Annotated in this window: 20 protein-coding genes; 9 read left to right on the top strand and 11 right to left on the bottom strand. The window is 71.4% G+C overall.

All coding sequences use genetic code 11. From position 1 onward, the window contains the following. Positions 1 to 15: 15 nt before the first annotated feature. Entirely contained in the window at positions 16 to 762 is a 747-nt protein-coding gene (locus D7Y21_RS13770; RefSeq protein ID WP_121713652.1) for an SDR family oxidoreductase, read from the bottom strand. Positions 763 to 883: 121 nt separating this feature from the next. On the opposite strand from D7Y21_RS13770, the gene D7Y21_RS13765 reads away from it, so the two are divergent. Then, complete coding sequence (locus D7Y21_RS13765; RefSeq protein WP_121713650.1) at positions 884 to 1,774, top strand: LysR family transcriptional regulator; 891 nt, start codon at positions 884 to 886, stop codon at positions 1,772 to 1,774. 12 nt (positions 1,775 to 1,786) lie between these two features. Here D7Y21_RS13765 and D7Y21_RS13760 read toward each other — a convergent pair whose 3' ends face one another. From D7Y21_RS13760 to D7Y21_RS13740, 5 genes are all read right to left on the bottom strand, one after another. Beyond that, positions 1,787 to 2,359, bottom strand: a complete 573-nt coding sequence (locus D7Y21_RS13760; protein ID WP_120565475.1) for a glutathione S-transferase family protein — start codon at positions 2,357 to 2,359, stop codon at positions 1,787 to 1,789. Positions 2,360 to 2,446: 87 nt separating this feature from the next. Further along, positions 2,447 to 3,928: a serine hydrolase gene (locus D7Y21_RS13755; protein WP_120565476.1), complete on the bottom strand. Its 1,482-nt coding sequence runs from the start codon at positions 3,926 to 3,928 to the stop codon at positions 2,447 to 2,449. 56 nt (positions 3,929 to 3,984) lie between these two features. Continuing rightward, the gene (mgtA, locus tag D7Y21_RS13750; protein ID WP_233612091.1) at positions 3,985 to 6,555 is read right to left on the bottom strand and encodes a magnesium-translocating P-type ATPase; all 2,571 of its coding nucleotides are present in this window, start codon (positions 6,553 to 6,555) and stop codon (positions 3,985 to 3,987) included. 124 nt (positions 6,556 to 6,679) lie between these two features. Continuing rightward, positions 6,680 to 8,584, bottom strand: a complete 1,905-nt coding sequence (locus D7Y21_RS13745; protein ID WP_370038566.1) for a peptidoglycan D,D-transpeptidase FtsI family protein — start codon at positions 8,582 to 8,584, stop codon at positions 6,680 to 6,682. A 129-nt stretch (positions 8,585 to 8,713) separates the two neighbouring features. After that, the gene (locus tag D7Y21_RS13740) at positions 8,714 to 11,344 is read right to left on the bottom strand and encodes a right-handed parallel beta-helix repeat-containing protein (protein ID WP_147469276.1); all 2,631 of its coding nucleotides are present in this window, start codon (positions 11,342 to 11,344) and stop codon (positions 8,714 to 8,716) included. Between the two features lie 300 nt (positions 11,345 to 11,644). On the opposite strand from D7Y21_RS13740, the gene D7Y21_RS13735 reads away from it, so the two are divergent. After that, positions 11,645 to 12,304 (top strand): cytochrome b/b6 domain-containing protein, encoded by a 660-nt coding sequence (locus tag D7Y21_RS13735; RefSeq protein ID WP_121713642.1) that lies wholly within the window; start codon positions 11,645 to 11,647, stop codon positions 12,302 to 12,304. Further along, on the top strand, positions 12,297 to 12,992 hold the full coding sequence (locus D7Y21_RS13730; protein WP_121713640.1) for a molybdopterin-dependent oxidoreductase: 696 nt from the start codon (positions 12,297 to 12,299) through the stop codon (positions 12,990 to 12,992). The genes D7Y21_RS13735 and D7Y21_RS13730 overlap by 8 nt, the downstream gene beginning before the upstream one ends. Before the next feature lie 9 nt (positions 12,993 to 13,001). Here the strand turns inward: D7Y21_RS13730 and D7Y21_RS13725 are convergent, their stop codons facing one another. After that, entirely contained in the window at positions 13,002 to 13,436 is a 435-nt protein-coding gene (locus D7Y21_RS13725) for a hypothetical protein (RefSeq protein ID WP_121713638.1), read from the bottom strand. 13 nt (positions 13,437 to 13,449) lie between these two features. After that, on the bottom strand, positions 13,450 to 14,238 hold the full coding sequence (locus D7Y21_RS13720) for an alpha/beta fold hydrolase (RefSeq protein ID WP_121713636.1): 789 nt from the start codon (positions 14,236 to 14,238) through the stop codon (positions 13,450 to 13,452). Positions 14,239 to 14,439: 201 nt separating this feature from the next. On the opposite strand from D7Y21_RS13720, the gene D7Y21_RS13715 reads away from it, so the two are divergent. Continuing rightward, on the top strand, positions 14,440 to 15,183 hold the full coding sequence (locus D7Y21_RS13715) for an SAM-dependent methyltransferase (protein ID WP_121713634.1): 744 nt from the start codon (positions 14,440 to 14,442) through the stop codon (positions 15,181 to 15,183). A gap of 4 nt (positions 15,184 to 15,187) precedes the next feature. Here the strand turns inward: D7Y21_RS13715 and D7Y21_RS13710 are convergent, their stop codons facing one another. The 3 genes from D7Y21_RS13710 to D7Y21_RS13700 form a co-directional block, all read right to left on the bottom strand. Beyond that, a complete protein-coding gene (locus D7Y21_RS13710; RefSeq protein ID WP_121713632.1) occupies positions 15,188 to 15,754 on the bottom strand; it encodes a GNAT family N-acetyltransferase in 567 nt (188 codons plus the stop codon). After that, positions 15,751 to 16,113, bottom strand: coding sequence for a hypothetical protein (locus tag D7Y21_RS13705; RefSeq protein ID WP_147469275.1), 363 nt, complete (start codon positions 16,111 to 16,113; stop codon positions 15,751 to 15,753). The genes D7Y21_RS13710 and D7Y21_RS13705 overlap by 4 nt, the downstream gene beginning before the upstream one ends. A gap of 68 nt (positions 16,114 to 16,181) precedes the next feature. Next, positions 16,182 to 16,802: a hypothetical protein gene (locus D7Y21_RS13700; protein WP_121713629.1), complete on the bottom strand. Its 621-nt coding sequence runs from the start codon at positions 16,800 to 16,802 to the stop codon at positions 16,182 to 16,184. Positions 16,803 to 17,086: 284 nt separating this feature from the next. Between D7Y21_RS13700 and D7Y21_RS13695 the strand changes: the two genes are divergently transcribed. The 5 genes from D7Y21_RS13695 to D7Y21_RS13675 all read left to right on the top strand — a co-directional run bounded on the left by D7Y21_RS13695 (position 17,087) and on the right by D7Y21_RS13675 (position 24,660). After that, the gene (locus D7Y21_RS13695; protein WP_121713627.1) at positions 17,087 to 18,442 is read left to right on the top strand and encodes a sensor histidine kinase; all 1,356 of its coding nucleotides are present in this window, start codon (positions 17,087 to 17,089) and stop codon (positions 18,440 to 18,442) included. After that, entirely contained in the window at positions 18,439 to 19,395 is a 957-nt protein-coding gene (locus tag D7Y21_RS13690) for a cyclopropane-fatty-acyl-phospholipid synthase family protein (protein WP_121713625.1), read from the top strand. Before D7Y21_RS13695 ends, D7Y21_RS13690 begins: the two co-directional genes overlap by 4 nt. A 147-nt stretch (positions 19,396 to 19,542) precedes the next feature. Further along, positions 19,543 to 19,965, top strand: a complete 423-nt coding sequence (locus D7Y21_RS13685; RefSeq protein WP_199735416.1) for a hypothetical protein — start codon at positions 19,543 to 19,545, stop codon at positions 19,963 to 19,965. A 247-nt stretch (positions 19,966 to 20,212) separates the two neighbouring features. Then, on the top strand, positions 20,213 to 21,463 hold the full coding sequence (locus D7Y21_RS13680) for a DNA repair exonuclease (RefSeq protein WP_121713623.1): 1,251 nt from the start codon (positions 20,213 to 20,215) through the stop codon (positions 21,461 to 21,463). Next, positions 21,460 to 24,660: an AAA family ATPase gene (locus D7Y21_RS13675; RefSeq protein WP_121713621.1), complete on the top strand. Its 3,201-nt coding sequence runs from the start codon at positions 21,460 to 21,462 to the stop codon at positions 24,658 to 24,660. Before D7Y21_RS13680 ends, D7Y21_RS13675 begins: the two co-directional genes overlap by 4 nt. Positions 24,661 to 25,158 lie beyond the last annotated feature (498 nt).

Here is a 25,158-nt window from a genome sequence, read left to right as displayed (position 1 = left end):
CCCCCGCCGCGCGATTCAGACCATGCCGCCGTTGGCGCGGAGGACCTGCCCGTTGATCCACCCGCCCTCCGGGCCCGCGAGGAACGCGACGGACGCGGCGATGTCCTCCGGCGTACCCAGCCGCTCCAGCGGGTTCAGCTTCGCCATGCGATCCACCAGCTCCGGGGACTTGCCGTCGAAGAAGAGCTCGGTGGCGGTGGGGCCGGGCGCCACGCAGTTGACGGTGATGTTCCGGCCGCGCAGCTCCTTGGACAGGACGGCGCTCATCGTCTCCACGGCGGCCTTGGTGGCCGAGTAGACGCCGTAGTTCTCCATCCGCAGGCCAATGACGCTGGTGGAGAAGTTGATGACGCGCCCACCGTCGCGCAGGCGGCGCGCGGCTTCACGCAGGCCGTTGAACGTGCCCTTGATGTTGACGGCCACGTGCTGATCAAACAGCGCGTCGTCGAAGTCCGTGAAGCGGATGAACTTGCCGATGCCAGCGTTGTTCACCAGCACGTCCACGCCACCGAACGCTGCTTCCGCCGCGTCGAACATCCGGGGGAAGGCGGTGGGGTCGGCGACATCCGCCTGGATGCTCAAGGCCCGGCCCCCCGCTGCTTCAATCCTGCGCACCAGGGCCTCCGCCGCGTCCCGGCTGCCCGCGTAGTTGACGATGACGTTGAAGCCGTCGCGCGCGAGCCGCTCCGCCACCGCGGCGCCGATGCCGCGCGAGCCGCCCGTCACGAGGGCCGTCTTCTTCTGCTGGGTCTGGGTCGTCATGGGTCTTCTCCTCCGGGGTCCGCCGACGTCCGCGCTGGGGCGTCAGGTGAGGACAAGATGGACCTTTCCGCGCCACGGATAATCGGCTTTGTTTCGCCATCACTGTTCGACAGGGCGGACAATGGACCGGTTCGACGCCATGAAGGCCTTCACGCGCATCGTGGAGCGCCGGAGCTTCACGCAGGCCGCGAAGGACCTGGGCCTGCCGCGCTCGTCGGTGACGGACGCGGTGAAGCAGTTGGAGGAGCGGCTGGGCGTGCGACTGCTCCAGCGCACCACGCGGCACGTGAGCCCCACGTTGGACGGCGAGGCGTACTACCAGCGCTGCGTGTCACTGCTGGCGGACCTGGAGGAGGCGGACGCGGCGTTCGTGGGGGGCCAGCCGAAGGGGCTGGTGCGCGTGGACGTGCAGGGGACGCTGGCGCGCAGGGTGGTGCTGCCGCGGCTGCCGGAGTTCCTGGAGCGCTACCCGGGCATCGAGCTCTACATGAGCGAAGGCGACCGGCTGGTGGACCTGGTGCGCGAGGGCGTGGACTGCGTGCTGCGCGCGGGTGAGCCCAAGGACAGCGACATGGTGGCCCGCCGGGTGGCGCTGCTGGAGGAGGTGACGTGCGCGTCCCCGGCCTACCTGGCGCGGCACGGCGTGCCGGCGAGCATCGAGGCACTCCAGCACGGGCACCGCATGGTGGGCTTCCGTTCGTCGCTGACAGGGAGCCTGATTCCGCTGGAGTTCACGGTGGGCAGCGAGGTGCGCCACGTCGTGCTGCCCACCACGATGTCCGTGAACGGCGCGGAAACCTTCGTCGCCGCCGCGCGGCTGGGTCTGGGCCTCATCCAGGCGCCGCGCTACCGCCTGGAGGAGGACTTCGAGCGGGGCACGCTGGTGCCCGTGCTGCCCCAGCACCCACCGACGCCCACGCCCGTGTCCCTGATGTACCCACGCAACCGGCAGCTGTCCCCGCGCGTGCGCGTCTTCATCGACTGGCTGACGCGAGGCTTCACCGCGCCCTGAAGCTCGGAGCGCTCAGCGCAGCTTCAAGCCCTTGGGCCGGGCCTGCAGCCGGTCCACGTAGGCCTCCAGCTTCGGCCGCCCCGTCGCGCCGCCCTGCATGCGCTGGTAGATGAACATGGAGCCGATCATCACGTCCGCGGCGGTGAACCAGTCGCCGAAGAGATAGGGCCCGTCCCCCAGCTCACGCTCCATGGCGTCCAGCGTCTGCGCGTACTCCGTCCACCCGCGCTGCGGCAGCGTGGGGGCCTTGGCCATGTGGTCGCCCATCGACGGCTCCAGCTGCGACGTCGAGTACACCATCAGCGACAGGTACCGGCCGCGCTCGGGCGCATCCACCTTGGGCGCCAGCTTCGCCTGCGGGTACTTGTCCGCGACGTAGAGACAGAGGGCCGCGTTCTCGAACACGCGCGCCTCTCCGTCCACCAGCGCGGGCAGCTTGCCGGCGGGGTTCACCTTGAGGAACTCGGGCGACTTCTGCTCCCGCTTCTCCAGGTCGATGGGCACGATTTCGTACTCGACCCCCGCCTCATCGAGCATCCACTTGCCAATGACCGCCCGGCTGCGCGGATTGAAATAGAGCTTCATGCAGGCACCTTTCGTGAGCACCACGTGGAACCGCCCCCCGGACTCAACGCCCGGGGCGCGGACCGCATTCGCTCACATCCGGTGCGCCTATGGCACGGCCTTCGTCGCGGGCGGCCCGGACTGCTGCGCACCCAACTTCTGGAGCGCGGCCGCCGCGTTGGAGTTCTTCGGGTCCAGTTCCACCGCCTTGCGGTAGTTCACGCGCGCCTGCTCCTTGTCGCCAACCACGAGGTACGCCTCCCCCAGGCTGTCGTAGCCATTGCCCACCTGGGGGAACATCTCCACGTTGAGCTTGAAGATTTCAATGGAGTCCGCCGCGCGGCCCGTCCGGAGCAACTGGTAGCCCAGGCTGTTGAGCTGATCATCGGAGAAGTCATACGCGTCCGGCTTCGTGGCCTTCAGCTCGCGGTAGCGCGCGACGGTCTTCGCGATGGGCTCATTGTTGACCGTCATGCTCAGCATCTCCCGGATGCCCAACCGGGGCGCCTTGGGCGGGATGCCGTGGAGCACGCTGAAGAGGCCCGCGGCCAGCTCCTTGAGCTTGTCGCCGCGCGACGTGTTGTCCAGGAGGATGACCACCTCCTTGCCCACCGGCACGCGGTAGATGCGCGAGCTGAACCCGTTGATGCCGCCGCTGTGGCCATTGGTGGCGAGCACCGTCTTGCCGTCGTTCAACGGCAGCGGGTCCATGGTCAGGCCGAAGCCGTAGTCCTCCAGGCCGGGCGTGAACATCTTCTGCTTGAGGGCCTCCGGCAGGAGCTTGTTCTCGTAGAGCGCGCGGTCCCAGCGGTAGAGGTCCTCCACCGTCGAGTACAGCGACCCGGCGGCATGGGCCAGGGACATGTCAATGTAGGCGGCGTGGATGTAGCCGTCCGACGTGAGCTGGTGGCCGCTGGCCCGCTTGGGCAGCACCGTGGCGTAGACGTCGTAGCCGGAGTCCTTCATGCCCAGCGGCGTGAAGATGCGCTCCTGCACCGCCTGCGCGTACGTCTTGCCGGTCGCACGTTCGATGATGGCGCCCAGCAGGAAGTAGCCGGAGTTGCTGTAGGCGAACCTCGAGCCGGGCTCGAACTCCAGGTCACCGCTGGCGAACTGCTTCACGAAGTCCGCGACGGCGTAGGGATTGCGAGACACCTTGGAGAAGAAGTCCGCCGCGTTCGTGTAGTTGGGGATGCCGGACGTGTGGTTGAGCAGGTGCGTGAGGGTGACGCGCGAGCCCGTGTCCTTGCGGTAGTCCGGCAGGGCCGACACCAGCGTGTCGTCGAGCTTCAGCTTCCCCTCCGCGACCAGCTGGAGGATGACCATGGCGGTGAACTGCTTGGTCATGGAGGCGATGCGGAACTTCGTGTCCGGCGTGTTGGGCACGTTCCATTCGAAGTTGGCCTGCCCGTAGGCCTTCTTCAGGATGACGCCCTTCTCGTTGGCGACGAGCACCGCCCCGTTGAACTGGCGCATCTGGTGGTACTGCGTCAGCAACTTGTCCAGCTCCTGCTGTCGCGTCGCGGCACTGGCGGCGACGGGGATGAACAACAGCGCCACGGCCAGCAGGCGCAACGGGTTCCAGGTCATTCGGTCTCTCCCACGCATGAGCCTCCCTACGTCCCGTTGGCGGGACGATTGCATCCTCAGGCGGTATCGAAGCGGCGGAAGAACCAGCGGTTGAGCACCACCGCGCAGCCCAGGTACAGCGCCACCAGTGCGCCCAGCGATACGAGGATGGCGGGCGGCGGCGGCACGAAGCCGAAGTAGTGCCCCAGTGGCGTGAAGGGCAGCACGCAGGCCACCGCCACCACGCCCAGCGACGACAGCACCAGGAGCCGCGCGGGGGGACTGCGCGCCACGCCGCCCCGGGTGCGGATGATGAAGATGACCAGCACCTGCGTGGTCAGCGACTCCATGAACCAGCCCGTCTGGAAGAGCGGCGCCCCGGCGTGGAAGACGTGCAGCAGCACCGTGAAGGTGGCCGCGTCGAAGAGCGAGCTGAGCGTGCCGAACACCGCCATGTAGAGGCGCACGAAGCGCAGGTCCCAGCGCGTGGGCCGCGAGAGCTGCGCCGAGTCCACCGTGTCCAGCGGGATGGCCAGCTCCGACACGTCGTACAGCATGTTGTTGAGGAGGATCTGGATGGGCAGCATGGGCAGGAACGGCAGCACCAGCGACGCCAGGGCCATGCTCAGCATGTTGCCGAAGTTGGAGCTGGTCCCCATGCGGATGTACTTCATGACGTTGCCGAAGGTGCGCCGCCCCTCCAGGACGCCCTCGTGCAGGACGCCCAGCTCCTGGCGCAACAGCAGCAGCGCCGCGGCCTCGCGCGCGACGTCCACCGCGCCCGCGACGGAGATGCCCACGTCCGCCTCGTGCAGCGACGGCGCGTCGTTGATGCCGTCCCCCAGGTAACCCACCACGTGGCCGCGCTGTCTGAGCGCGCGCAGGATGCGGCTCTTCTGCGAGGGGGACACGCGCGCGAAGACGGTGGTGTCCTCCGCCCGCGCGCGCAGGCCCGGGTCGTCCAGCAGGGCCAGCTCCGCGCCGGTGAGCACGCCTTGCACCTCCAGCCCCAGCTCCTGGCAGACGTGCACCGCCACCCGCGCGTTGTCGCCCGTCACCACCTTCACCGCGATGCCCGCCTCACGCAGCGCCGCCAGCGCGGGCCGGGAGCTCTGCTTGGGCGGATCCAGGAAGGAGGCGAAGCCCGCGAAGACGAGTCCCGTCTCGTCCTCCGGGGACAGCCGCCCATCCTGGGACGGGACGTCGCGCCAGGCGAGCCCCAGCACCCGGAAGCCCTGTTCGCCCAGGGCGTCGGCGCGGGCTTGCAGCTCCTCCCGTGCGGCCACGTCCAGGGCTCGCGGCGGCCCCTCCGGGACTTCACACGCTTCGCAACGGGACAGCAGGGCCTCCGGCGCGCCCTTCACCACCAGGACGCGGCGGCCGTCCTTCTCCAGCAGCACGGACACGCTGCGGCGCTCGAAGTCGAAGGGCAGCTCGTCCTGCTTGCGCCAGCCCTGCGTGCACTCCACGCCCCGGGCCAGGATGGCCTCGTCCATGGGGCTGCGCAGGCCGGTGGCGAAGTGGCTGTTGAGGCAGGCCCACGCGAGGGTGCGCTCGCTGTGCTGGGAGGTGGCGTCCTCGGTGCGCTCCAGCCGGATGTTCGCCTCCGTGAGCGTGCCCGTCTTGTCGGTGCACAGCACGTCCATGCAGCCCAGGTCGTGCACCGCGCTCAGCCGCTTGACGATGACGTCCTGGTCCGCGAGCCGCAGGGCGCCCCGGGCGAGCGTCACCGAGACCACCATGGGCAGCAGCTCCGGCGTGAGCCCCACCGCCAGGGCCATGGCGAAGAGGAAGGACTCCAGCAGCGGACGCTCCAGGGTCAGGTTCACCAGGAGCACGAACAGCACCATCAGGACCGTGAGCCGCATCAGCATCACGGAGAAGCGGCGCGTGTCCCGCTCGAAGGCGGTGGAGGCGACGGGCGCGTCCAGGCCCCGGGCGATGCCGCCGACCTCGGTGTCGCGGCCGGTGGCGAACACGAGCGCGCGGCACGTGCCTGCCAGCACCGACGTGCCGGCGAAGACGGTGTTGCCCACCTCCGCGAGCGGTGCGTCCGCGGACGCGAGGCCCGGCGCCTTCTCCACGGGGTAGGGCTCGCCGGTGAGCAGCGACTCGTTCACGGACAGCGCGTGTGATTCCAGGAGGCGCGCGTCCGCGGGGACGCGGCTGCCGGTGGCCAGCAGGACCATGTCCCCGGGGACGAGCTCCGTGGCGGGCCGCTCCTGCTCCACGCCGTCGCGCAGCACCCGGGCGCGCAGGGCCACGGCGCCGCGCAGGCGCTCCGCCGCGTTGCTGGCGCGGTGCTCCTGGACGAAGTCCAGCGTCACGCTGATCAACACGATGACGGCGATGATGGCGGAGCTGGTCAGGTCATGGACGACGGCCGAGATGCCGCACGCCACCAGCAGCACCAGCACCAGCGGGTTGCCCAGCCGCAGCAGCAGCTCCAGCGGGAGCGGCCGGCGGCGCCGGGACTCCAGCTCATTGGGGCCCAGGGACTCGAGCCGCGCCTCGGCTTCCTGTGGGGTCAGTCCCTGTGAGGTGCTGCCCAGCCGGGCGAGGAGGGACTCGGCCGGCTCGCTCCAGGCGGGTGGCCCTTCGCGCTTCGGTGCTGGCCTCCGCCGGGAGTGGCGCGGGGGACGAGCCACGGGCCTGGTGCCCTGGCCGCTCGAGCGTTCGGCGCCCATCCTCGCAACGTGGACAGTGTCCTCCGGGGTGACCAGCCGCCAGCGCGGAGCAGGGGCGCGGCGCTCGGAGGGACGGCCCCGTGCCCTAGCTGGCGTCGTCTCTCTTGAAGGAGAGGACCAAGGCCCCGTCCAACGCCTGGAGGAAGCGGATCGCGAGCGGCAGTGCGACGCGGCCTCCCACGCCGCCGCCCTCCACGAACACCGCGAAGCCGATGCCGTCACGAACGCCGACGAACCACGCGTGGGTTTCGGGCGGCACGGACAAGCCGAACTCCGCCGTGCCTGTCTTGCCCATGAGGCCCGGCATGCTTGCGGCGGACTTCGCCGTGCCGTCCGTCACCACCGAGCGCATCAGGTCGCGGAGCATGGCCGTCGTGCCCGCGCCCAGCCGCGCCTCCGGGCCGGGCTCCGCGTCCGCGAGCAGGCGCGGCGCGTGCCAGACGCCGGTGGCCGCCGCCGACACGACGGTGGCCATGTGCAGCGGCGTGACCAGGACGCGGCCCTGGCCCATGGCGTCCGCCGCACGCTCGGCGTCGTCTTTCGGCGGGGGGAAGGTGGCGCCCGGTGACGGCAGTCCCACGTCGTAGGGCACCCCGAAGCCGAAACGCCGGGCCGCGTCCTCCAGCACGCGGGGGTCCAGCTTCGCCGCGAGCTGGATGAACGTCGTGTTGCACGACAGCGCGAACGCCCGCCGCAACGTGGTGGTCCCCAGCACCTCGGATTCGAAGTTGCGGAAGCGCTTGCGGCCCACCGTCACCTCCAGGGGACAGTCCACGCGGGAGTCCGGCTTCAGGCCGCTTTCGAGCAGCGCCGTGGCGGTCACGAGCTTGAACGTGGAGGCCGGGGGATAGCGCCCCATCAGCGCGCGGTGCCACCCCTCCCCGAGCGGCCGGCTGGCCATCGCCAGCACCTCGCCCGTCTTCGTGTCCACCGCGACCAGCGCGGCGGGCTGGGTGACGTCCACGAGCGCCGCCTCCGCCGCATCCTGCACGTCCATGCGCAACGTGGTGCGGACATCGCGGCCCGGCTCTCCGTCGAAGCGGTACAGCAGCTCGCCGCCACCGGCACGGCGCTGGAGCCGCACCTCACCGGAGGGACGTCCCGCCAGCGTCCGCTCCTGCGCGCGCTCCAGGCCGGACAGGCCCACCACGTCGCCCGGCTGGTAGGGCTGGCCCAGCGACTGGAGCGCCTCCGCCGTGATTTCCCCTACGCGGCCCAGCGTGTGCGCGGCGAAGCCCTCCGCGGGGCTGAGGCGCGCGGGCTTCTTGCGGAAGAAGATGCCGGGCACCGGCGCGAGCACGGGGCGAAGCTGCTGGTAGCGCTCCGGGCGCACGTCGATGAACGCGAGGAACTGCTCGGGTTGCGCGCTCGATGCATTCAGCGCGGCGAGCACCTTCGCGGGGTCCACGCCGAGCTGCGACTGGAGCACGCTGGCCACGGCCGCGCGGTCCTTCACCCGGCCCGGCATCACGCCGATGCGAATCACCTCTCCCGGAACGGTGAGCGGCTCCCCATTCGCATCGAGCAACCCGGCGCGAGGGCCCCAGCTCCGCGTGCGGCCGAAGCGGTCTCCGGGCCGTGCGTCCGGATGGAACACCTCCGGCGTCCAGCGCAGGCTCCAGCGCTTGCTCCGGAGCACGAAGCGCAGGCGGGACTCGACCTCCCAGTCACCCAGTCCGCGCAGCGTGTGCACGCCGTGGAACCTCACCACCGCCGTGGTGGCGTCCTGGGACTCGAGCACCACCTGGTCGAAGCGCGAGGCGATGACGCCCAGGTCCTGCCTCCAGCGCGCGTGCTGCGCGTCGAAGTCCTGGGGCGCGTCCACGAGCCCCTGGCGCTGCGCGGCCACGTCGTTGCGTGCCCAGGCCTCCAGGTACCGAAGGGCCAGGTCCTCGGCGCCTCCGGGCACCACGGCAGGCGTGGTGGGCGCGGCGGGCTTCGTGGCTCGCGGCGCGCACGCGGGAAGCAGCAACAGGAGGCAGAGCCCCACCCAGGAAATGACCGCCCGTCCGTACACGCGCCCTCGTCTACCGCGCCCTCTTCGCCGAGGCGAACATCCGGCGGTTCTGAACTTCATCTGGACCGACTGTCGGTCCACCGCGCGCACGCACAGCGTGGCTCAGCGGACCGTCTGCACCTGGGTCTTGCTCGCGCCGTCGCCCGTCGCCGTGATGGTCAGCGGGCCGGCGGTCGCGGCGCGGAAGTAGAAGATGCCTTCGCGCTGCTCGTTCTTGAGGCTCACCACCGACACGGGCTCATCCGCGCAATCCGACCGCAGGTGGAAGGTCGCGCCCGGATCCGACGCGGCCAGCGTCACCTCCGGCACGGACAGCGGGGCCAGGTTGCCCATCAGGTCCCAGCCCTGCACCACCAGCTCCTCCGAGCATGTCTCCGCCTCCAGGGTCCGCTCCGGAGTGACGAAGCCCACCTGACGACCAGCTCCCTGCGTCTCCACGTCCACGGCGACGGCGTTCTCGTACACCTCGCCGTTGTACCCGTCACCGGTGATCCGGTTGCGGCTGATGAGGTTGGCGGTCCCGTTGTCATAGATGGCGGCCTGGTAGGAGGTGTTGGTCAGCTTCGCCTTCGTCAGCGTGTTGCCGAGCACCTGGATGCTCTGGGGCTCAGCGGGAGGCGTGAAGCCATCATCCACCGCCTGGGACAGGTCGACGCCGACGTCGTTCTCCTCCAGTTCGTTGTCCTCGATGCGCAGGTCGTGGCACAGCTCCCGCCTCGGGCCGTAGTACTCGCCGCCCACCACCAGGATGCCGGAGCCCGTGGCCGCACGCTTCGGGTCCCCGTCCCACAGGTACGCATTGCCGTGCACCCGGTTCCCCGCCACCTGCCCGGAGACGCCGTATGCGAGCTGGATGCCGATGCGCGCGATGCGGTCGGTGGGCGCCAGGCCATCGATGACGTTGTCCTCCATCGTCACCTCGACCCGCCCCTGCACCGCCACGCCCACCTTCTGGTAGCCCGTCAGCTCGCTGTCCCGGATGACCAAGGTCACCGGCGTGGCCCCCGCCGCGCTGTTGCGCACGTCGATGGCGAAGCCCTCCTGGCATCCGCTGCTGCCTCCCTGGTTCAGGTCCTTCACCGCCGTGTTCTCGATGGTGCTGCTCGCGTCCTCCAGCAGGATGCCGCGCAGCCGGTCCACGCCCTCGTCACACACGTCCGACAGGTTGCGCGCCGTCACCGTCACGTCGCGCACGTTCGCCACCGCGCCCCGGTTGCGAAGCACCGCGCCCTTGTAGTTGTCCCCCGCCCCGTCCTCGGACGCGGTCAGCGTGCGCCCGTCCCCGTTGAACGTGAAGCCGTCCGGGATGAACACCGCGCTCTGCACCACGCAGTCCTCGCGCAGCGTCACCTGTCCGGGCGACAGGGTGATGGCGCAGGCGGTCTCTCCCGGGCCGCAGCGACGGCCCATCCAGGTCACGGGGAAGGAATGCCGCGAGCTCGCGCCCGAGGCGTTCGTCACCACCAGCTCCACGGTGGGCGTCACGTCCGTCGGCACGCAGGAGAGCTCCGTCCAGTCCACCGTGCTCGTCGCGCCAGTCCCCACAGGCGTGCCGAGCGCGCCCACGTTTGACGCCCAGGCGAACGTCATCGCCTCGGCGCGCGGATCCATCGCTTCCACCGTGAACGTCACGCGTTCGCCCGCGAGCGCGCTCGTGGCGGACTGCGACGCGGTCTTCACGATCGGCGGCGCCTCCGCCCGCACGCACAGATTCACGAGCTGCTCCGTGCTTCCACCAAAGCTGTCCGTCACGGCGCCCTTCAGCTGACAGCCGCAGTCCAGGGGCGCCGCCGTCGGAGTGAAGGAGGGATTGGCCCGGGTGACACCCTCGAAGGTGCCTTCGCACGTCGCGCTCCAGGCGTAAGTGAGCGCGTCTCCGTCCTCGTCCGTCACCGTCGCCTGGACCTGGAAGGGAGTGCCCAGCATGACCCGCTGGGGCTCTCCGGCCACGGCGGCCACGGGCGAGCGGTTGAACCACGTCTTCCGCAGCGACGCGGGCCCGCGCACGGTGCCCACGCCGATGTGGAACTGGAGCGTGGACTCCGCGCCCTGTGCGTCCGTGACCCGCAGGAGGATCAACGCGTCATCCTTGAGGGTCGGGTCGTATCCGGTGCCAGCATCGGGGACCGGCGGGCGCGCTGCTGTCCATTCACAGGTCGCGTCCTCGCAGGCGAGCACCCCGCCAGAGGCGGTCCATTCATAGGTCAGCGCCCCCTCCTCCTGGTCACTCACCTGCGCGCTCAACGCCACGGTGTCGCCAGGAGCCACGATGCCGCTTTGCGCCCGCACCGCGTGGATGCGAGGCGCATGGTTGGCCAGCCCTGGCGCGCCAGACTCCGGCAGGGGCACCAGGACCAGGAGCGCCTCCCCATACAGCGGCAGCTTCACCCCGGCATCCACACTCAGGGGAGCAATCCCCGCCTCCGTGGAATCCCGGGCGGTCACGGCCAGCTGGAGCTCCTCCTCGGGAGACTCCGGCTTCACGACAGCCGACCACGCGATGCCGCCATCCGGATCCGTCGCGGACGTCAGCGCCTTCGTCTCCGTGGTGCCCGACGCGTGCGTCACCGAGGCCGTCACCTCGATGACCTCCAGGGACCGGGGCGGCGCGACCACGAGCCGCGCACCACCGGCCAGCGGCGCCGTGAAGGCGGGCTCCTCCTCCACGCAACCGAACGTGCTCAGCAGCAACAACCCCACGAGGTGCAACACACGGGCGGGTTTCAGGGTCACGGCATCCTCGGGGAAGGCGGACGGGATGAGAACGATACCGGCTCATTCCCACCCGTCCAATCCACGGGACCCGCCGCCCCTGTGCGCACCACACGCCGTCCAATGCCTGCCAATCCCCCGCGACCCGAGGGCCGGTGCTACGGCAATCCTTGCTCGGCGCTGTACGGCTCGACCGGTCGTTGCCCAGCTCCGCTCCGGCAGGAGGGCTTCACACCGCGACGGCGAAGTCCTCTCGCGAGCGTTCGCGCCACCCTCCCGCCGCATGGTCCCGGACCGCATCGCGGTGCTGCATTCCACCGAGTGCACCCGCCCGAGTCCCGCCGTCCCCAGCCCTGGCCCATCCGGCTCGCCCACTGGGCCAACGTGCCGCTGCTCGCCATCCTCGCGGCCAGCGGGTTGCAGATCCTCGTCGCGTATCCGCTCATGGGAGCTCGCGGGAGGCCCTTCGCGCTCTATCCCTTCCAGGACGCCGTGCCGCCGTCGTGGCTGCGCCTGGGGGACTGGCTCGCGGGGGCGCGCAGCTGGCACTTCGCGTTCGGCTGGTTCCTGGCCCTCAACGGGCTCGTCTACGTGCTCTACCTCGCGCTCAGCGGCGAGTGGCGCCGCCGCCTGTTCCTCCCGCGCCGCGACACGCGCGATGCCCTGGCCACGCTCGCGTACTACCTGCGGCTGCGCCCCGCGCCCGCGCAAACGGGGCTCTACAACGGGCTCCAGCGGCTGGCGTACAGCGCCACGCTGCTCATGGGCGCGCTGTCCGTCCTGTCCGGGCTCGTCCTCTACAAGCCCGTGCAGCTCCAGTGGCTCACGGCCCTCTTCGGTGGCTACGACCCCGCGCGCTTCGTGCATCTGCTGCTGCTCGCGCTGTTCGCGTTCTTCACCGTGGGCCACGTCATCCTGGTCGCCCTGCACCCGCGCACCTTCGGGGAGATGATCACCGGCGGGAGGAAGCCCGATGTCTGAGCGCGTCCTCACCCGCCGCCGCGTCCTCCTGGGCGCCACCGCACTCGCCACCAGCGCCTGCGACTCCCAACGTCCGCGCGCAGGCTTCCTCGGCGTGATGGACCGCTTCAACGAGCGCGCCCAATCCGCCCTCTTCCACCCCAGCCGGCTCGCCCGCGAAGAGCCCGTCGAGCAGCTCACCCCGCCCGGCGACTTCCCCCAGTACTTCCTCTCCGAAACCGTGCCCCTGGCCCCCGCTGGCTGGCGGCTGGAGGTGGGCGGGCTGGTGGCCCGGACGCGCGCCTTCACGCTGGAGGAATTGCAGCGGCTGCCCCGGACCGACTACCGGATCCGCCACCACTGCGTGGAGGGCTGGAGCGCGGTGGCGTCGTGGCACGGAGTGAGCCTCCGCGACCTGGCGCAAGCCGTGGGCGCGGACACGCGCGCGGGGTTCGTGGAGTTCCGCTCGTTCGACCAGGGCTACTACTCGTCCTGGGACGCGCCGAGCGCGCTGCACCCGCAGACCGTGCTCGCGTATGGCATGAACGGAGCGCCGCTCATCCCCGGCCACGGCGCGCCGCTGCGCCTCTATTCGGGCGTGAAGCTGGGCTACAAGATGGTGAAGTACCTCACCACCGTGCGCTTCCTCCCGGAGGCCACGGGGGGCACCTGGGAGGACCGGGGCTACGAGTGGTTCGCCGGCGTGTAGCGCACGCCTTCAGCGCTTGGAGTTCACGACACCCGGCAGGAACGGCGTGAAGCCGCGCTTGCGCAGGCTCTCGCGCTCGGCGAGCAGGGCCGCCAGGGCGGCCTCGCGCGTGGGGAAGTGGTTCACCGCGGCGCCGTTGATGACGCCGCTGGTGCCAATGTACATGAGCGTCATCTCGTCGCCGCCGTAGCGGTACGAGCGGTGCGTGTTGCGCTCCAGCACCTCGCGGCGCACCTTGCCGAAGGTGCGTCCCGCCGTGTGGCGGACGATGAGCCCACTCAGGTTGATGAGCAGGTCCACCCGGCCGTTGAACTTGGCGAACTGCGCCTCCACCTCGTCCCGCCAGCGAAACACGTCCTCGTCCGACACCAGGATGCAGTCGGTGAAGTGCGCGGTGACGACGTCGTGCTCGGCGTCGCGCTCGAACGACATACCCCAGGCCATGGCACGTCCTCCTTCAGGCCTGCGCGGTGTTGCCCGCGAGGAACGCCGACACCAGCGCGGCCGTCTCCGCCGGACGCTCCACCTGGGGGTAGTGCCCCGGCCCCGGCAGGTGCGTCATGCGCGCGTTCTGGATGAGCCCCACCACCGCCTGCTTGAGGAACACGGGCGGCAGGAACGGATCATCCGTGGCCACCACCAGCGTGGGCGCGGTGATGGCGGACAGCCGGTGCGCGAAGCCGCCCGCCGTCCAGGAATCGAAGCACTGCTCGATGGCGTCCTTCGACACCGCGCCCGAGTCCTTCAGCAGGACCTCCAGCGACTCCGGCGACAGCTGCTTGCAGGCCAGGCCCAGGATGGTCTTCTGCTTCTCCCGGTCCCCCGCGGAGGTGCGGAACAGCCCGGCCGCGTCCGGAGGCAGGGGCAGCCCCGACGCGGGCACGGTGTTGAGCAGCACCAGTCCGCTGACGCGCGAAGGCGACTCCGCCGCCACCCACTTGGCGATCTGCCCACCCATGCTGTGGCCCACCAGCGCGAAGCGCTGCGCCTTCGCGTGGTCCGCCACCGCGAGCACGTCCTTGGCGTACTGCTCCAGCGTGTACCCCGACGCCGGCCGTCCGGACGCCCCGGTGCCCCGGTGGTCCGGGACGATGAGCCGCAGGCCGGTCATGTCCAGCTTCTCCAGCATCGAGTCCCACACCGCGCCGGACACCATCCACCCGTGCACCAGCACCACGTCGCGAGGACCGTCCCCGAACACCCGGTAGTTCAGGGGTGTTCCATCCGTCGCGGTGGTCGTGGGCATGGGGGCTGTCCTCTTCGGGGGGAAAGACTGAGAAGTCACGTCTTGCAGGGGAGGCGTAGCAAGCCACGAGTGGGGCATGGCCGTCCACCTGCTCGAGGGTTGCCTGACGGTCCGAGGGGCGAGCTGTCCTGACGGGTAGGTGCACGTGGAGGGAATGAAGGGTGGGAGCGGGTGCGCGCTTACGGCAGACTCGGGTGCGTCATGACGGATGGACGCAGCGGGACGACGGGAGCGAAGCGCACGGTGTACTGCGAGGACGCGCTCGCGTGGCTGGACGCGCGGCCGGTGTTGGAGGGGTGCTCGATGGTGGCGTCGATGCCGGACGTCTCCGAGTTCCCGCAGCTCACGGTGCCCCAGTGGAAGGACTGGTTCGTGGGGGCGGCGGCGAAGGTGTTGTCGCGGGTGCCGGCGGATGGGGTGGCGGTGTTCTACCAGTCCGACGTGAAGAAGGACGGGGCGTGGGTGGACAAGGGCTACCTGGTGTCGAAGGCGGCGGAGGCCGCGGGGTGCGACACGCTCTGGCACAAGGTGGTGTGTCGCAGAACGCCGGGGACGGTGACGTTCGGGAGGCCGGCGTACTCGCACCTGCTGTGTTTCAGCCGGGGGTTGAAGACGGACGCGGCGAAGTCCACGGCGGACGTGTTGCCGGACCCCGGAGAAGTGACGTGGACGCGAGGCATGGGGCTCAACGCGTGCCTCGTGGCATGCCGCTTCATCCTGGAGCAGACGCGCACACGCACGGTGGTGGATCCATTCTGCGGCCACGGCACCGCGCTCGCGGTGGCCAACGCCCTGGGCCTGGACGCGGTGGGCGTGGAGTTGAGCCGCAAGCGAGCACGCCGCGCGAGGAACCTCCAGGCGGCGTGGACGGGCGGGAAGCTGGTGCTGTCCAGTGCGAGCGGTGACGGAGACGAGTCATCGCCGGGTGGAGACGACGAAGCCTGACGGCTCAGGCGTCGTCCTCGAAGGATGCGCGCAGGTGGCTCAAGGGCAGGAACAGCCGCTGGGGCCACTCCGGCGCTCCGGGCCTGACGCCAATGAGCGGCCGGTAGCCGAAACGCGAATAGAAGCGGGCCGCGAACGCATCCTTCGCATCCACGATGACGAGCACGACGCCCGCGTTCTCGCCGATGGCCAGGGCCCGGCGGTGTGCGTCGTCCAGCAGCTGTTCGCCCACACCCGCGCCCCGGACCCGCGAGTCCCGGGCAAGCCGTCCGACGATGACCGCCGGAAGGGGATAGCGAGGCAGACGCTTGACGACCGCTTCCGGCGCTTCGTCGCGCGACACCTGCCCCACGGAGAGCGTGTAGTACCCGAGCACGCGGGGCCAGTCGGGCCGGGTGTCCGGACGGCGCAGCACCCAGGTGCGGCTGACGTCGCGGCGCTGGTTCTGGCCCGCGTCCTGCCAGAAGAAGCGGTTGAGCGCCTCGTGCTCGCACTGGAAGCCACTGGCCGCGTCCTCGCGGGTCAGCGCTTCCGTGAACGGCGCGGGAATGACCGGGGGCTTGCGGCTCAAGGACGCTCGCGACGGCGACGGCGGGAGAGCTCACGGAGCGCGCGCGACGGCTTCGGGGGTGCAGCCACCGCCTTGACCACCCGGTCGAAGTCCTTCGCGGGCAGGACGATGGACTCCTCGTCCATCGCCTTCCACTCCAGCCGGGTCAGCGCTGGAGAGCTGTATTCGCGCAGGGGCTGTCCGGGCTGGAGCGGCACGAAGGCGAGCCGCGAGCCCCGGCGCGCCTCCAGCACCACCTTGTCCAGCAGGCTGATGGCCTCGGTGATGATCTCCGAGACGTCCCCACCCAGCTCGCGCCGCAGCCGTTGGACCTGCTCCATGACCGGGTCGGAAACGGTGGGTTGCAATCGATGGGACATGGCGAGCACTCCTGACTCACTTCTGATGCGGAAGTGAGTCACTTAGTCCTCGCGCTTCGGAGATGCAATCAGGCCGCTTGCGCTCCCGCGAGCGCCTGGGCCACGTCCTTCTCCAGCTGGGTGAGGAACGTCTCGAACAGGCGCTCCTCCAGCGCGAGCGCGGGCTCCAGCGTCGTGCCCACCTTCTCCAGGCGCTCCATGCACGCGTCCTCGATGGCGCGGCGGTGGGACTGCTCCTCCACCACCACGCGCCCCAGCTCCTCGCGCACCACTGCGTGCCGCGTGGCCGCCTTGTAGAGCGGATAGAGCACCATCGCCCGGCGCTCCACCACCGACGTGGTGAGCAGGTAGTGCAGGTACACGTCCGTCGTCCCCGTGACGCCCGTCACCCACTCCGCCAGTTGCCGATCCAACGACTGGAACCACGCGGACGCCGCGCCCACGCTCAGGAACTCCGTCACGTCCTCGCGGCCCGCGACCTCACAGGCCAGGCGCTTGAACGTGAACGCGTGGCGCGTCTCGTCCGCCAGGTGCCCCAGCACCTCCATCGACGGGTGCCGGTCCGCCACCGTGCGCGAAATCTTCCGCGCCCCGATGAACTCCAAGAGCGACAACGTGTGCAGCCACCGCACCTCCAACTCCGGAACCTGGGCCAGCTGCCGCAACACCGTCTGGATTCTGTCACGCATGGGGCGCCCCTCTATCGCGCCCCGCACGCCCTCCCAAGCACTGTCGCTCCGGACAGGAGTCATCACGCTCCCTGACCGGGAAGCCAGGGACGGCGGACTGGCCAACAATGTCCATGCCCCCGCGTTTGACCGGGGAGCCCCCGTCGCTTTTGCTTCTCCGTGTCGAGGGCTGTGCCTGGTGCCGGGGGGTTGACCAGCATGCGTCCATATCGCGGAGACCTTCATCCGTCCGGGCCCCGTCCTGCCCGCGCCGCCGTGTCCCGGTCCGGCACCGGAGCGCGCGCATGAAGTCCCCGCCCCTGTCCTCCTGCCAGGGAGTGACGGCCTTCCGCCGCTGGATGCGCGCCCAGGACGCGGGCCGGCTCCTCGCGTCCCTGCGTGCGCGCCCCCTCGCGGGCTACCTCCTCCGGGGCTCGGCGCTCGTGGGCGCGGTCGCGTGGGCACCCGGCGCCCACCCCTTCTTCGCCGTGCCCTTCACCCCCGCGCTCGCGTGCTTCCTGCCCGGCGCCGTCCACCGCGTCGCCTTCGCCTGCGTGCACGCGCGCCACCGGCGCGTGGGGGCCGGGAGCTGGCTCGCGTGGCTGCCGGGCCTGGCGCTGGAGCACTTCTTCCTCGCGGGCCTCACCGCGCTCGCCGCGCCTCGCGGAGCGCTCGTCCTCGGCGTGCTGCTCATCGGCACCTCGGCGGTGCACGGCCGGCGCTACCGGGTGACGTGGCGCGAGCCCTTCCTCATGGTCGGCACGCTCGTGGCCCTGCTGGGCGCGGCGGCCCTGGCGTGGCACTCCCAGAACGGGCTGCTCCTCGCCGTCGTGGGCCCCGCGGCCCTCGTCGCCCAGCTGTACCTGGGCTCGCTCGCCATGCGCTACGACCAGGCCCGCTCGGACGCGGACCGCCTGCGCGCCGCCGTGCACGCGCAGCTCGTGGAGCAGCAGGAGCGCGACGTGGGCCGCCTCACCCAGGCCATGGCGGAAATCCTGGGCCACCAGCAGGGCATGGACCAGGCGCTGCACGAAGCCGGCACCGCCGCGGACATGATGAAGGCCTTCGGCACGCAGCGCGGCGTGCTCGCGCGCACCGGCTTCGAGGACCAGGCCCGCCAGCTCCAGGACAGCCTGCGGCAGCTCCAGGAGATGGTGAAGGAGGTGCGCGCCAAGAGCCGCCGCTTCGCCGGCACGGAGCCGGAGGCCGTGGACCTGGGACTGGTGCTGGAGTCCGTGCAGGCCCAGGTGTCCCTGCGCTTCCCCGACGTGGACATCCACGTGGAGATGCAGATGTCGCGGCCGCCTCGAGCGCTCCTGCGCGGCGGGCCGCTCACGCTGCGCCGGGTGGTGGAGAACCTGGTTGTCAACGCATGCGAGGGCAATGGCGAACAGGGCGCGTCCCGGGTCTTCATCCGAGCGCGCACCGAACCCCTCAGCGGACGCCTGGAGGTGGAGATCGAGGACGACGGACCTGGCTTCCCTCCGGAGCGCCTCAACGCGCCCGCGGAGGAGCTCTACACGACCAAGTTCCAGGGCACGGGACTGGGCCTCTACACCAGCGAGTGCCTGCTCCGCGCCAGCGGAGGCCTGCTGCACCGGCACAACGGACCGGGCGGCGGCGCCCTGCTCCGCATCCTGCTGCCCCGGGAGTACCCATGAAGCCCCTCAGCGCCCCCACCCTGACGCCGTCCACGACCCTGACGCGCGGGCGCGACGCGAATGAGGCGGTGGCCCCGTCCAGAGGCCCGCCCCTGCTCACCCTGTTCGACGTGCGCGCCTACCATGAAGCCCTCGCCGCGCGCGGCCTCGCGCGCCAGGGCACGAGTCCGCGCGTGTACTGCCACACGGGCCTGGTGGACCGGCTGCCTCCGCCCGGCACGCCGGGGCCGGAGCTGCGCGAGCGGCTGAGGGACTCGCAGGAAGCGATGCTCGCGGAGCTGGCACGCGCCATGGGCCCCTTCCCGGACGGCGGTGAGGTGCTCGACATGGGCAGCGTGCTGGGCGGCAGCGCGCTGTACTGGGCCCAGGAGCACCGCGCGCGCGTGACGGCGATGGTGACCGTGCCCACGCACCTGGAGCAGGTGCGCCGCTTCGTGCACGAGGCGGGCATGGGCGCGCACGTGCAGGTCCGGCAGTGCACTGGCGAGCCGCCCCGGACCCGCGAGTGCTACGACGCCGTCATCGCCGTGGAGAACACCTGCGCCCTGCCCCGCGCGGAGTGGCTGCGCGGCATGCACGCCCGGCTCAAGCCCGGCGGCATGCTCGCCGTCGCGGACTGCTTCTGGGTGCGGCCCAACGCCGTGCATCCCTCCGAGAACGCGTGGAGCCGGCACCTGGGCAGCGTGAACGCGTTCCTCGCCGACGCGCGCGATGCGGGCCTGGAGCTGGAGGCGCACGACGACGTGTCCGCGCAAGCGGTGGGCTTCTGGACGCTGGGCTCGGAGCTGCGCGTCCACGAGCACCTGGCCCGTGCGCCCACGGACGCGCACAGCCTGCGCGCCGCGCTCAACGCCGTGCGCACCGAGTCGCGCCGCGAGCACCTGTGGCTGCAACAGGGCCTGCTGGATGGAGGCCTGGAGTACGCGCTGCTCGTGCTGCGCCGTGAGGCCTGATCCATCATTCCCGGGCATGCGGCCTGGCGGGCCCCTGCCCCATGGCACGTGGGGAGGGCGGCCCGGCGGCGTGCAGCCCCCGGACGATGTCCCTGCGTCGCCGCACCCCCAGCCTTGGGTTCGTCACACCAACAAGGGGGGTCGAGCATGAAGGGTTTCACGCGATGGATGGTGCTGGGGGCGGTGGCGGGCGCGCTGGCCCTGACCGGGTGCCAGAGCAAGGACCGCTCGCAGGAGAACATGGGCGGCGGGACGGGAGGCTCCGGAAGCACCCAGGGGACCCAGGGCACCGAGCCCGGCATGGGTGCGGGGCATGAACAGAGCACGAGCCCGCCCCCGAGCCAGGGCGAAGGTTCGACGATGGACCAGGGCATGGGCGGATCCGGCCACGACGCGGGCACGGGCGGATCCGGCTACGACTCGGGCACGGGTGGCTCCGGCTACGACTCGGGCACGGGCGGCTCCGGCATGGAGGAGGGCACCGGCACCGGCATGGAGGGCTCCGGTGGCTCGGGCAGCACCACCGGCGGCAACACCGGCTCCGGCACGGTCCCCGAGCCCACCCGCTAGGCACTGAGCCTCGGGACGGCGCGGGCGTGCCCTGGTGGCGCGCCCGCGCCCCTCCTCGAATCTTCATCAGCGCCCGCGTTGCCGGGCACCCAGGAAGCGCAAGAGGGCTGGACGCGCATCCAACGTGCCGGATTTCCACCGGTGAACTCCCCGTACGACCTGGGGACATGTCCTGTGTCCACAGGCGCATCACACCTGGGGGCGGGAAAGTCGAGGGACGACGGGACTCGGGTACGGTGCCCGCACGATGCGCTTCTCCTTCGTGCACGCTGCGGATCTCCATCTGGACACGCCGTTCCGGGGAGTGGCCACGCACGGCCCGCTCCTGGAGCGCTTCCAGCAGTCCACCTTCCACGCGCTCGCGCGCATCGTGGACGTGTGCCTGCGCGAGCGTGTGACGTTCCTCCTGCTGGCCGGGGACCTGTTCGACGTGAAGGACCGCTCGGTGCGCGCGCGGCTGGCCCTGCGCACGGAGCTGTCGCGGCTGGACCGCGCGGGCATCCAGACCTTCATCGTCCACGGCAATCATGATCCGCTGAGCGTGGACACCGGCACGCTGGGGCTGCCCGCGTCGGTGAAGGTGTTCGGGCCGGAGTGGGAGGACGTGGAGGTCCAGCGCGAGGGCCGCAGGCTGTGCCACGTGCAGGGCGTGTCCTATCCGGACGTGGAGGTGCGCGAGAACCTGTCCGCGCGATTCCGCCGCACCGGCGAGCACTTCAGCGTGGGCCTGTTGCACGCGAACCTGGGCGGCGACGCGGGCCACGCGAACTACGCGCCCTGCACGGCCGCGGACCTGGCGGCGGGCGGGCTGGACTACTGGGCCCTGGGCCATGTGCACACGCGCGCGGAGCACCTGCTGCCCGGCGGCGGCGTGGCGGTGTACCCAGGCAACCCGCAGGGCCGGCACGTGCACGAGACGGGCGAGCGCGGCTGCGTGGTGGTGGACGTGGAGGACGGCGTCGCGAGCAGGAGGTTCGTGCCGGTGGACCGCGTGCGCTGGCACCGGCTGGACGTGCCGCTCGCGGGCGTCACGTCGCTGGACATGCTCCAGGCGGTGGCCACGGAGGTGGTGGAGTCGCGCTGCGCGGAGGACTTCGACGGGCACGCGGTGCGCCTCACGCTGGCTGGACGCGGCCCGCTGCATCGGGAGCTCGCGCGGCCGGGAGCGAGGACGCAGCTGGAGGCGGACCTGCGCGAGCGGTTGGCGCGCGCGCACCCGCCGGTGCTGCTGGAGTCGCTGCGCGATGGCAGCCGGCCGGAGGTGGACCTGGAGGCGGTGCGCGCCGGGGGCGGCTTCCTGGGCACGCTGCTGGAGGAGGCGCAGGCCCTGTCCCATGACGACGAAGCGCTCGCGTCGCTGTGGGACGACGAGGACCTGACGACGCTGGGGCAGCGCCTCAAGCGGTTGGGCGTGGATGCGCTGGAGGCGCCCCGGCCGGAGCTGGTGGCACAGGCGGGCCAGCGCGGCGTGGAGCAACTCCACGAGGAGGCATCATGAAGCCGGGCCTGCGCATCAACCGCTTCCAGGTGGACGGCTTCGGGCACTTCCGGGGGTACTCGGGGACGCCGGGGCCGGGGCTCACGCTGCTGTACGGGCCCAACGAGGCGGGCAAGAGCACGCTGCTGGCGTTCCTGCGCGGCGTGCTGTTCGGCTTCGAGAAGCGCGGCCAGCCAGAGCGCTACGAACCGGAGGGCGCGCTCTTCGGCGGCGAGCTGTGGCTGGAGACGGCGTCGGGCCCGCTGGTGGTGCATCGCCACGGGGGCAAGCGCGCGTCGGAGGGCACGCTCACGGTGCGCGGCCTGGATGGACAGCCGCTGCCGGAGACGCTGCTCGACCAGGCGCTGGCGGACGTGCCGCGCGAGCTGTTCTTCGAGGTGTTCGCCTTCCGCCTGGATGAGCTGTCGTCGTTCCAGCGGCTCGCGCAGCAGCGCGGCGTGTCGGAGGCGCTGTTCGCCGCGGGCATGCAGGGCGCGCGAAGGTTGCCGGAGGCGGTGGAGCGGCTGCGCAAGGACGCCGAAGCGCTGTACGCGCCGCGCGGGCAGAAGCCGGAGTTGAACCGCGTGATGAAGGAACTGGAGGAGGTGCAGCAGACGCTGCGCGAAGCGGGAGACCGGCCCGCGCTCTACTTCTCCACACGCGACCAACTGGCGGAGCGCATCGCGGAGGGCCACGCGCTGGAGGTGGCGCGCAAGCACACCGAGCATGAGCTGGACCACGCCTCGCGCCTGGAGTCCGCGCTGGGGGACCTGGCGGTGCTCGCGCGCGACCGGGCGGAGCTGGCCACGCTGCCGGTGCTGGACACCTTCCCGCCGGGCGCGGAGACGCGGCTGGAGGACGTGCTCCAGCGGCGCAAGACGTACCGGGCCCAGCAGGCGCAACTGCATGAGCGGCTGACGCCCATCGAAGAAGCTCGGGAGCGGCTGGCGGCCCCATGGCCCGTGCGCGAGCGCGCGGAGTCCCTGCGCACGGCGCTGGCCACGTACTCCGGACACTCCGAACAGCTTCGCTCGCTGCCCGCGCGCAGGGCGTCGCTCACCTCGCGGCGGCGGCAGCTGGAGCAGTCGCTGGGAGAGCTGGGGCTCGCGGTGGACGCGGGCGGGCTGCTCGCGATGGACCTGGGCGCGCGGGCGCGAGGAGAGCTGGAGTCGCTCGCGGGGAGGCTGGACGCGGCGGACACGGCGCTCGCGCAGTCGGAGGCGGAGCAGGCGCGCACGCGAGAGGAACGGGCCCGGCTGGAGACGGCGCTGGGGCGGGTCCAGGCGGAGCTGGAGGCGCTGCCCGAGGAGCGGCCCGCGCAGGTGCGGCAGCGGCAGGCGGCGGTGGGACGGATGCGCGCGGTGCGCGGGGACCTGGAGCGGCTGGCCGAGCAGCGGCTGGAGCAGCGCCGTCAGATGGACGGAGTGCGGGCGCCCACGGACGCGGTGCCGCTGCGCTCGCTACTGCCGCTGTCGTGGGTCGTGGCGGCGGCGCTCGTGGCGCTGGGGTTCGCGGCGCTCGCGGCGTGGCTCGCGGGTCCGTCGGTGGGCGTGCTGTGCGCGGTGGGCGGCCTGCTGCTGGTGGGGTTGCTGCTGTTCGTGCGCCACCGCGTGGAGACGGCGCGCAAGGCCAGCCTGGAGGCGCAGGCGGCGCGGCACCGCTGGCGGCAGCAGGAGGAGGAGCGCTTCCGTTCGGTGCAGGCGGCGATGAGCGCGCGCGAGGAACTGCTCCAACGCGAGCTATTGAACGCCTCCGGCGCGGCGGGGCTGTCCCCGGGCGCGTCGCTGTCGGACCTGGCCGCGCAGGAGTCGCAGCTCGCGGAGCAGCTGACGCAGGCCGAGCGGCGCGAGCTGCTGGTGCGCGAGGAGGACACGCTGCGCACGGCCTGGGACGCATCGGTGCGCGAGGACCAGCGCGTGAAGGAGGCGCGGCTGCGCGCGAGCCAGCGCGAGGAGGTGCTGCGCGAGGAGTGGATGGCGTTCCTGGTGGCGCGCCGCTTCCCGGAGGCCCTCTCCGCGGCGTCGGCGCTGACGCTGTGGCTGGACGCCGCGGCGCTGCGGCAGCGGCTCTTGGACCTGCGCACGGACGAAGAGGAGTTCACGGTGGCGGAGGCCGCGTGCGACGCGGTGACGACGCGGCTGCTGCAGGAAGCGCGGGCGGCGGGCCTGCCCCAGGGGCCGCCGGAGACGGTGGCCGCGCGGGTGTCCGTGGCGCTGGAGGAGGTGCGCTCGAGGGCGGCCGACCAGCGGCACCTGGACGGCCAGCGCGGCGAGCTGCTGGCGGAGAAGGCGCGCCTGGACCAGCTGGCGCTGGACGAGGACCAGGCGTGGGAGGCGCTGCTCACGGAAGGCGGCTGCCAGGACGAGGCCACCTTCCGCCGCCGCGCGGTGCAGGCACGAAGGTACGCGGAGCTGGCGGCCCGGGTGCGCGAGCACGTCCAGCGGGTGCAGGCACTCACCGGCCTGGGTGAAAACGCGGCGAACGAGGAGGTCCACGCGGCGGGCGGTGAGACGGGCCTGAAGGAACAGCTCGCCACGCTGCGCGAGCGCCACAAGGCCGAGGGCGAGCGGCACAAAGCCGTGCTCACGGAGCAGGGCAGCCTGAAGACGCAGCTGTCGCAGTGGGAGAACGACGACCGCGTGTCGCGGCTGCGCATCCACGAGGAGACGCTGCGGGCGAAGGCGGCGGAGCTGGCCACGCGCTACGCGGCGGACCGGCTGACGCTGGCATTGCTCGGAAGGGCACGCCGGAGGTTCGAGGAGGAGCAGCAGCCACGCGTCATCCAACTGGCGAGCGAGCTGTTCTCCGAGCTGACGGCGGGGCGCTACCGCCGCGTCTTCATCCCGGCCGGGGACGCGCGCGAGCTGCGGGTGAGCGACGGCGCCAGGGACTGGAGCGCGGAGCAGCTGTCCCGGGGCACGCGCGAGCAGCTGTTCCTCGCGTTCCGGCTGGCCGTCATCCGCGATTTCGGGGAGACGCGGGGCGCGCTGCCGCTCATCACGGACGACGTGCTGGTGAACTTCGATCCGGAACGGGCCCGGGGCGCGGTGCGGCTCTTCGCGAGGCTGGCGGAAGCCCACCAGGTCATCGCCTTCACCTGCCACCCGTGGCTGCGCGAACAGTTCGAAGCGGAAGGCGCCCACGTCCTGGAGCTGCCCGGCGCCACGAAGTCCTCCCGCGAAGGTGCCCAACCCTTACGGGTGGTCTCCAGCGGATAGGCAGGCGCACAAAAAAATACTGGGAGCGCGCCCCCTCGACGCGCTCCCAGTAACTCAACCCCTCCCCCGAGGGGTCCCCCTCATCCGGATGCGGCCCCCAAAGCTCCGCGTCCGTCCTGCTTTTCCTTCAAGACGTCGACTACCGAAAACCTTGAGTCCCGGAAGATCGACCCCCGAAACCCTTTCCCCCTCTGCCCGGTCCGCTCTGCGTCCCGAGCCCTTGGACCCTGGTGGCTCTGCCCCCAGCATCCCCACCTCGCCTTCAATACGTCGGCCGCGGAAAACCTTGGTTCGGCCCTGTTTTTTTTCGCCGTCCCCTCTGACGCGGCCTGCCGGACGGCCCTCCCCGGGGCCTGCGTCAGCGCTGCTGCTACAGTCGCCCACCCTGGAGGGGCGCCATGCGGAAGCCGTCGGCGGTGGTCATTGGAGGCGTCGTGCTCGCGCTCCTCATCGGAGCCGGGGTCTTCTGGTGGCTGCGCCCCACTCCCACCACCCCCG

Origin of the sequence: Corallococcus sp. AB045, assembly GCF_003668895.1 — a bacterium.
In the GTDB taxonomy this organism is placed as follows: Bacteria; Myxococcota; Myxococcia; order Myxococcales; family Myxococcaceae; genus Corallococcus; species Corallococcus coralloides.
This window is presented reverse-complemented; position numbering and strand designations above follow the sequence as displayed.

Bases quoted from the DNA above. Each gene is read 5' to 3' on its own strand.
- D7Y21_RS13770 (WP_121713652.1), bottom strand. From the start codon at position 762: ATGACGACCCAGACCCAGCAGAAGAAGACGGCCCTCGTGACGGGCGGC.
- D7Y21_RS13765 (WP_121713650.1), top strand. From the start codon at position 884: ATGGACCGGTTCGACGCCATGAAGGCCTTCACGCGCATCGTGGAGCGC.
- D7Y21_RS13760 (WP_120565475.1), bottom strand. From the start codon at position 2,359: ATGAAGCTCTATTTCAATCCGCGCAGCCGGGCGGTCATTGGCAAGTGG.
- D7Y21_RS13755 (WP_120565476.1), bottom strand. From the start codon at position 3,928: ATGACCTGGAACCCGTTGCGCCTGCTGGCCGTGGCGCTGTTGTTCATC.
- D7Y21_RS13730 (WP_121713640.1), top strand. From the start codon at position 12,297: ATGTCTGAGCGCGTCCTCACCCGCCGCCGCGTCCTCCTGGGCGCCACC.
- D7Y21_RS13725 (WP_121713638.1), bottom strand. From the start codon at position 13,436: ATGGCCTGGGGTATGTCGTTCGAGCGCGACGCCGAGCACGACGTCGTC.
- D7Y21_RS13720 (WP_121713636.1), bottom strand. From the start codon at position 14,238: ATGCCCACGACCACCGCGACGGATGGAACACCCCTGAACTACCGGGTG.
- D7Y21_RS13715 (WP_121713634.1), top strand. From the start codon at position 14,440: ATGACGGATGGACGCAGCGGGACGACGGGAGCGAAGCGCACGGTGTAC.
- D7Y21_RS13705 (WP_147469275.1), bottom strand. From the start codon at position 16,113: ATGTCCCATCGATTGCAACCCACCGTTTCCGACCCGGTCATGGAGCAG.
- D7Y21_RS13700 (WP_121713629.1), bottom strand. From the start codon at position 16,802: ATGCGTGACAGAATCCAGACGGTGTTGCGGCAGCTGGCCCAGGTTCCG.
- D7Y21_RS13695 (WP_121713627.1), top strand. From the start codon at position 17,087: ATGAAGTCCCCGCCCCTGTCCTCCTGCCAGGGAGTGACGGCCTTCCGC.
- D7Y21_RS13690 (WP_121713625.1), top strand. From the start codon at position 18,439: ATGAAGCCCCTCAGCGCCCCCACCCTGACGCCGTCCACGACCCTGACG.
- D7Y21_RS13685 (WP_199735416.1), top strand. From the start codon at position 19,543: ATGAAGGGTTTCACGCGATGGATGGTGCTGGGGGCGGTGGCGGGCGCG.
- D7Y21_RS13680 (WP_121713623.1), top strand. From the start codon at position 20,213: ATGCGCTTCTCCTTCGTGCACGCTGCGGATCTCCATCTGGACACGCCG.
- D7Y21_RS13675 (WP_121713621.1), top strand. From the start codon at position 21,460: ATGAAGCCGGGCCTGCGCATCAACCGCTTCCAGGTGGACGGCTTCGGG.